Origin of the sequence: Nocardia niwae NBRC 108934 = DSM 45340, assembly GCF_001613465.1 — a bacterium.
Classification (GTDB): Bacteria; Actinomycetota; Actinomycetes; order Mycobacteriales; family Mycobacteriaceae; genus Nocardia; species Nocardia niwae.
Genome location: NZ_BDCK01000080.1, coordinates 1 through 1,250, shown reverse-complemented (window position 1 = coordinate 1,250; position 1,250 = coordinate 1). Strand labels below are relative to the sequence as shown.

The window sequence follows — 1,250 nt, the reverse complement described above, 5'->3', positions numbered from 1 at the left end:
GGGGCGGGGCGCCGCAGTGGCCGGCGTTGGAGGTGCAGTACGCGGATTACACGTTGTGGCAGCGGGAGATTCTGGGGGATGAGTCCGATCCGGCGTCGGTGCTGGCGGCGCAGGTGGGGTATTGGCGTGAGGTGTTGGCGGGGCTGCCCGAGCAGGTGGATCTGCCCGCGGATCGGGCGCGGCCCGCGGTGTCGTCGTATCACGGGGCGACGCTGGGTTTCGAGATCGACGCCGGGGTGCATGCGGGGTTGAGCCGGCTGGCGCAGGAACACAACGCGACGGTGTTCATGGTGGTGCACGCGGCGTTGGCGGTGTTGCTGGCGCGGTTGTCGGGCTCCCGGGATGTCGCGGTGGGCACGCCGGTGGCCGGGCGTGGTGAGGCGGCGTTGGACGATCTGATCGGGATGTTCGTCAACACGCTGGTGTTGCGCACCGACATCGATCCCGGCGCGCGGTTCACGCAGTTGCTGGCGGGGGTGCGGTCGGTGGATGTGGCGGCGTTCGGGCATGCGGATGTGCCGTTCGAACGGTTGGTGGAGGTGCTGGATCCGCCGCGTTCCCCGGCGCGGCATCCGTTGTTCCAGGTGATGTTGACCTTCCAGAACCTGACGGTGCCGGAGTTGGCGTTGCCGGGGTTGTCGGTGTCGGGGCTGGATCTGGCGGTGGGGCTGGCGAAGTTCGATCTGCAGTTGGCGGTGGCGGAGAACCTCGACCGCCACGGCGGGGCGGGCGGGTTGTCGGCGGCGTTCACCTATGCCACCGATCTGTTCGACGCCGCGACGGTGCGTGATTTCGCCGACCGGTTCACCCGGATCCTGGCCGCCATCGCCGCGGACGCCTCGGTGGTGGTGGGTGATATCGATGTGCTGGCCCCCGGTGAGCGGGAGCTGGTGCTGCACGAATGGTCCACTCCCGGCGCGCTCGTGCCGGAGGTGACGTTGGTCGATGTCATCACCACCCAGGCCCGTAACCGGCCCGAGGCGGTCGCGATCCGCTACGGCGAGGTCAGCTTGACCTTCGATGAGTTGCATCGCCGCGCCAACCAGGTCGCGCGCGCGTTGATCGCCCACGGCGCGGGCCCGGAATCGGTGGTAGCGGTCGCGATGCCGCGCACCGAGGAACTGCCCGTGGCCCTGCTCGGTGTGCTGATCGCGGGCGCGGCGTACCTGCCGATCGATACCAGCTACCCCGTGCAGCGACTGGAATTCATGCTCGAAGACGCCAACCCGGTCTGCGTACTCACCACCGCC

The 1,250-nt window shown here is 69.0% G+C and carries 1 protein-coding gene; it reads left to right on the top strand.

Annotated elements, in window-relative coordinates:
* A partial coding sequence (locus tag NNI01S_RS32890) for a condensation domain-containing protein (protein WP_157115174.1) occupies window positions 1-1,250 on the top strand: 1,250 nt, incomplete at both ends.